Origin of the sequence: Streptomyces sp. NPDC051940 (genome assembly GCF_040680895.1) — a bacterium.
In the GTDB taxonomy this organism is placed as follows: Bacteria; Actinomycetota; Actinomycetes; order Streptomycetales; family Streptomycetaceae; genus Streptomyces.
In genome coordinates, this window is sequence record NZ_JBFAXR010000242.1 from 1 (window position 1) to 5,632 (window position 5,632).

Sequence of the window (5,632 nt, forward strand, 5' to 3'; positions counted from 1 at the left end):
GGGTGGGGGTTACGGGCGGGGGGCCCGTTGTCGCACCCCCAGCCCGTCCGGCGTTTGAGGACTGAGGCGCGGAGCGCCGAACCGCGCCGCAGGCGCCAGCGACACCGGACGCTCGCAGCGTGACCGGCACCAATCCCAGCCCGTCCGGCGCTTGAGGACGAGGCGCGCAGCGCCGACCGCGTCAGCCAGCGCAAGGCGAGAATCAGCCCGTCCGGCGCCTGAGGACTCCGGCCGAAGGCCAACCGCGACGGCAGCCGACCCAAGCGGCACCCTGAGCCCGCCCACCCCCGCGGGCGGAGCCCGGACGCCACCGAACCCGGGAGGGTTACCTCCGCTCCTGCCGCTGCTTGCACTCCACACACAGCGTCGCCCGAGGAAACGCCTGCATGCGGGCCTTCCCGATCGCCTTCCCACACGACTCGCAGAGCCCGTACGTCCCCGCGTCGAGCCGCTCGAGCGCCCGCTCCGTCTGCGTGAGCCGCTCCCGCGCCCCCGCGGCGAGCGCCAGCCCGTGCTCGCGTTCGATGTTCTTCGTCCCCGTGTCCGCCTGGTCGTCCCCCGCCCCCGCACCCGCGTCCCGCATGAGGCCGGTGATCGCCTCGTCCGCGGCGATGATCTCCGCGCGCAGGCGCACCGCCTCGCCCTCCAGCTCACGCCGGGCCTCGGCCACTTCCTCGGGCGTCCAGGGGTCCTCGCCCGGACGTACGGCCAGGCCGCCGCCCTCCGCATCGGCGATGCGGGCCCCGGGCACCCCGGCCGTCGCGACGCTCTCCCCGACAGCCGGATTCTTCTTCGCGACCACCTTTTTGGCTCCCGTCGTCTTCGCCGAAGCGGTCTTCTTCTTCGCGGCGGCGGTCTTCGCCGTCGCCTTCGCGGCGGTGGCGCTCTCGGCCTTGGCCTTGCCCGCCGCCTTCTTGGCAGTCTTCTTGGCCGCCTTCTTGGCAGTCTTCTCGGCCGTGGCCGCCCCGGCCGCCGTCTCGGCGGCCGCGCTACTGCCGACCGCCTTCTTGGCGGCCTTCTTGGCGACCGCCTTCTTGGCAGCCGTCTTCTTCGCAGCCGTCTTCTTCGCAGCCGTCTTCTTCGCAGCCGTCTTCTTCGCGGCCGTCTTCTTCGCCGTCGCTTTCTTCGTCGTCTTCTTCGCTGCCGACGTGGACTTCTCCGCCACCATGGCCGCGATCCCTTCACATAGTGTGATCGTGCGCGCACTGTGATCATTTACCGAACGGTGCCGGAACGATAAATCGACACAGACCTCGCAGCAACAGGGCACGCCATAGCAGAACGGTCTCCCCTCGTTGTGCCCAGCAGGCGGCCGGGTATTCCGCCCCGGACGGCCTAAGCCCCCCGGCGTAGCCCATCGGGGACCGCGCGGCCCCCGCCCGTAAACCGGTCGGCGTACGCCCCCGCGGGGCCGTAGACTGGCGGGACGCGAAAGGCGTGGATGGGGACGAGTAGCGTCGCCAGCGGCCATCAGCGACCCGGGGACGGTGCGAGCCCGGGAGGACCGCACGGCGTGAAGATCACCCCGGAGCCGCCGGAAGAAAGCCCGCGAGGCGAGTAGACCCGGCAGCGCGACCCCAATGAGGGGGCGGCGGGCCCAGCCCACCGCCAAGGAGGGTGGTACCGCGGGAGCGAACGAGGCTCTCGTCCCTCCGGACGACGGAAACGAAGAGATGTCCGCGCCGGAGGAAGCCGATGACGCCGCCACAGGTACCCGCGTACCGACAGGTCCCCGCCCAGGTCGACCTACCCGCCCTGGAGCACGCCGTGCTGGACTTCTGGGACGAGCAGAAGATCTTCGCCAAGAGCCTGGAGCAGTCGCAGGGCCGCCCCGAATGGGTCTTCTACGAGGGCCCGCCCACCGCCAACGGCATGCCGGGCGCCCACCACATCGAGGCCCGCGTCTTCAAGGACGTCTTCCCCCGCTTCCGCACCATGCGCGGCTACCACGTGGCCCGCAAGGCCGGCTGGGACTGCCACGGCCTGCCGGTCGAGCTGGCCGTGGAGAAGGAGCTGGGCTTCAGCGGCAAGCAGGACATCGAGCGTTACGGCATCGCCGAGTTCAACGCCAAGTGCCGCGAGTCGGTGACCCGTCACACGGACGCGTTCTCCGACCTCACGACCCGCATGGGCTACTGGGTCGACCTCGACGACGCCTACTGGACGATGGACCCGGAGTACATCGAGTCCGTCTGGTGGTCGCTGAAGCAGATCTTCGACAACGGCCTGCTGGTCCAGGACCACCGCGTCGCGCCCTGGTGCCCGCGCTGCGGCACGGGTCTGTCGGACCACGAGCTGGCGCAGGGCTACGAGACGGTCGTGGACCCCTCGGTCTTCGTCCGCTTCCCGCTGACCTCCGGCCCGCTGGCCGGCGAGGCGTCGCTGCTGGTGTGGACGACGACCCCGTGGACGCTCGTGTCCAACACGGCCGTCGCCGCGCACCCGGACGTCACGTACGTGGTGGCCACCGACGGCGAGGAGAAGCTGGTCGTGGCCGAGCCGCTGCTCGCCAAGGCCCTCGGCGAGGGCTGGGAGCCCACCGGCCAGTCCTTCACCGGCCGCGAGATGGAGCGCTGGACGTACGACCGCCCCTTCGAGCTGGTCGAGCTGGAGGGCGCGCACTTCGTCGTCAACGCCGAATACGTGACGACGGAGGACGGTACGGGCCTGGTCCACCAGGCGCCCGCCTTCGGCGAGGACGACCTGCGCACCTGCCGCGCGTACGGCCTGCCCGTCGTCAACCCGGTCCGCCCCGACGGCACGTTCGAGGAGGGACTGGCGCTGGTCGGCGGCCAGTTCTTCAAGAAGGCCGACGAGGCTCTCACCGAGGACCTCAAGGTCCGCGGCCGCCTCTTCCGCCACGTCCCGTACGAGCACAGCTACCCGCACTGCTGGCGCTGCCACACGGCGCTGCTCTACTACGCGCAGCCGTCCTGGTACATCCGCACCACGCAGGTGAAGGACGCGATGCTGCGGGAGAACGAGAAGACCAACTGGTACCCGGAGTCGGTGAAGTACGGCCGCTTCGGCGACTGGCTGAACAACAACATCGACTGGGCGCTCTCCCGCAACCGCTACTGGGGCACCCCGCTGCCCGTCTGGCGCTGCGAGGAGGGCCACCTCACCTGCGTCGGCTCGCGTGCGGAGCTGTCGGAGCTGACCGGCACCGACCAGTCGGAGCTGGACCCGCACCGCCCGTACATCGACGACGTCACCTTCGACTGCCCGCAGTGCGCGGCGACGGCGACGCGCGTCCCGGAGGTCATCGACGCCTGGTACGACTCGGGTTCGATGCCGTTCGCGCAGTGGGGCTACCCGCACAAGAACCGGGAGCTCTTCGAGTCCCGCTACCCGGCGCAGTTCATCAGCGAGGCCATCGACCAGACGCGCGGCTGGTTCTACACGCTGATGGCGGTCGGCACGCTGGTCTTCGACAAGTCGTCGTACGAGAACGTGGTCTGCCTGGGCCACATCCTCGCCGAGGACGGCCGCAAGATGTCCAAGCACCTGGGCAACACCCTGGACCCGATCCCGCTGATGGACCGGCACGGGGCGGACGCGGTGCGGTGGTTCATGGCTGCGGGCGGCTCGCCGTGGTCGGCCCGGCGCGTCGGGCACGGCACGATCCAGGAGGTCGTCCGCAAGACGCTCCTCACATACTGGAACACGGTGGCCTTCCAGGCCCTGTACGCCCGTACGTCGAACTGGGCGCCCTCGGCCGCCGACCCGGCGCCGGCGGACCGGCCGCTGCTGGACCGCTGGCTGCTCGGCGAGTTGAACACGCTGGTCGCCGAGGTCACCGACGCGATGGAGTCGTACGACACCCAGCGCGCCGGCAAGCTGCTCTCCGCGTTCGTCGACGACCTCTCCAACTGGTATGTCCGCCGCTCCCGTCGCCGCTTCTGGCAGGGCGAGCCGGCGGCGCTGCGCACCCTGCACGAGGTCGTGGAGACCGTCACGCGGCTCATGGCCCCGCTCACGCCGTTCATCACGGAACGGGTGTGGCAGGACCTGGTCGTGCCGGTGACCCCGGACGCGCCGGAGTCGGTGCATCTCTCGTCCTGGCCGTCGGTCGACCCGTCGCTGGTCGACGCCTCGCTGTCGCAGCAGATGGCGCTGGTACGGCGGTTGGTGGAGCTGGGCCGCGCCTCGCGTGCGGAGTCGGGCGTCAAGACCCGGCAGCCGCTGTCGCGGGCGCTGGTCGGCGCGGTCGGCTTCGAGACGCTGGGCGACGAGCTGCGGTCGCAGATCGCCGAGGAGCTGAACGTGCTGGGGCTGGCGTCCCTCGCGGAGGTCGGCGGCTCGCTCGTCGACACGTCCGCGAAGGCCAACTTCCGCGCTCTCGGCAAGCGTTTCGGCAAGGGCGTCCAGGCGGTGGCCAAGGCCGTCGCGTCGGCCGACGCCTCCCGCCTGTCGGCGGAGCTGCGTGACACGGGGGCGACGTCCGTCGAGGTGGACGGCTCGCCGGTGGAGCTGAGCCCGGAGGAGGTCATCATCACGGAGACCCCGCGCGAGGGCTGGTCGGTCGCCTCCGACCAGGGCGCGACGGTGGCCCTCGACCTGGAGCTCACCCCGGAGCTGCGGCGCGCGGGTCTCGCCCGCGACGCGATCCGGCTCATCCAGGAGGCCCGCAAGAACTCGGGCCTGGACGTCGCGGACCGCATCCACCTGCGGTGGGCGTCGGCGTCCGAGGAGCTGACGCTCGCGCTCACGGAGCACGCGGCGCTGATCGGGGACGAGGTCCTCGCGACGGACTTCGCCCCCGGCGAGGGCGACGACGCCTACGGCGAACCGTTCACGGACACCCCCCTGGGCCTCACGTTCCGCCTCCACAAGGCGTAACCCCCCACACCCCGCGCCCGCCCCACCCCCTACCGGGAACTGGGGCGGGCGCGCTTTGCGCTTTGCCAGCCACCCCAAGCACCCCCGACGAGACCCACCGCCCGGGCAACGGGCTCCCCCCACGCCATCGGGGCGGAAAGCGACGGGGCGCCAGCGGACACACACCCACCACTCCCGCCCACCCCTACCCCACCGGGCCGGTTCAGCCAACCACCCACCCCAACCACCCAGCCCCCACCGAGCCCGGGTGCACCTGGGATCAGACCAGGCCAAGGCAACCGTCCCGCTCCCCCGGGGCCAGGAACGAAGCCCGGAAGCCTGTCAGGACCCCCGCCCACCTCAAGGCAAACTGTCCCGCTGCCCTGGGGCCCGAGGCGAAGCCCCGAACCGCTGCCAGGTCCCGCGCCTACGGGGTCTGCGGGCGAAGTCCCGGAATCTGGCACGCCCCACACCCGCCACCTAAAGCAACCGTCCTGCTCCTGCCAGGGCCGGGGCGAAGGCCCCGGAACCTGTCGCGTCCCGCACCCGGGCCCCAAGGCAAACCGTCCCGCTGCCCTGGGCCCGGGGCGAAGCCCCGAAGCTTTGTCAGGTCCCGCGCCCGCCCCTCCGAGGCAACCACCTCGCGCCCCGGGCCCCGGGAGTCTGTCAGGGGCCGCGCCGGCCCCGTAGCAAACACCCCTTGGGGGTCCGGGGGCGCCCGGGATCGAGAAAGGTGACGACCCGTGCGATCCTTGTCGGCGTCATCGCGAGCACCTGGACGGACTGCGCCTCGAACCAGCCGTCGGGGGCG

At 71.5% G+C, this 5,632-nt stretch carries 2 protein-coding genes; one reads left to right on the plus strand and one right to left on the minus strand.

From position 1 onward, the window contains the following. Window positions 1-325: 325 nt before the first annotated feature. Window positions 326-1,168: a TraR/DksA C4-type zinc finger protein gene (locus tag AB0M28_RS39800; RefSeq protein ID WP_365415618.1), complete on the minus strand. Its 843-nt coding sequence runs from the start codon at window positions 1,166-1,168 to the stop codon at window positions 326-328. 527 nt (window positions 1,169-1,695) lie between these two features. Between AB0M28_RS39800 and ileS the strand changes: the two genes are divergently transcribed. Continuing rightward, window positions 1,696-4,842: an isoleucine--tRNA ligase gene (gene ileS, locus AB0M28_RS39805; protein WP_365415620.1), complete on the plus strand. Its 3,147-nt coding sequence runs from the start codon at window positions 1,696-1,698 to the stop codon at window positions 4,840-4,842. Window positions 4,843-5,632: the final 790 nt, after the last annotated feature.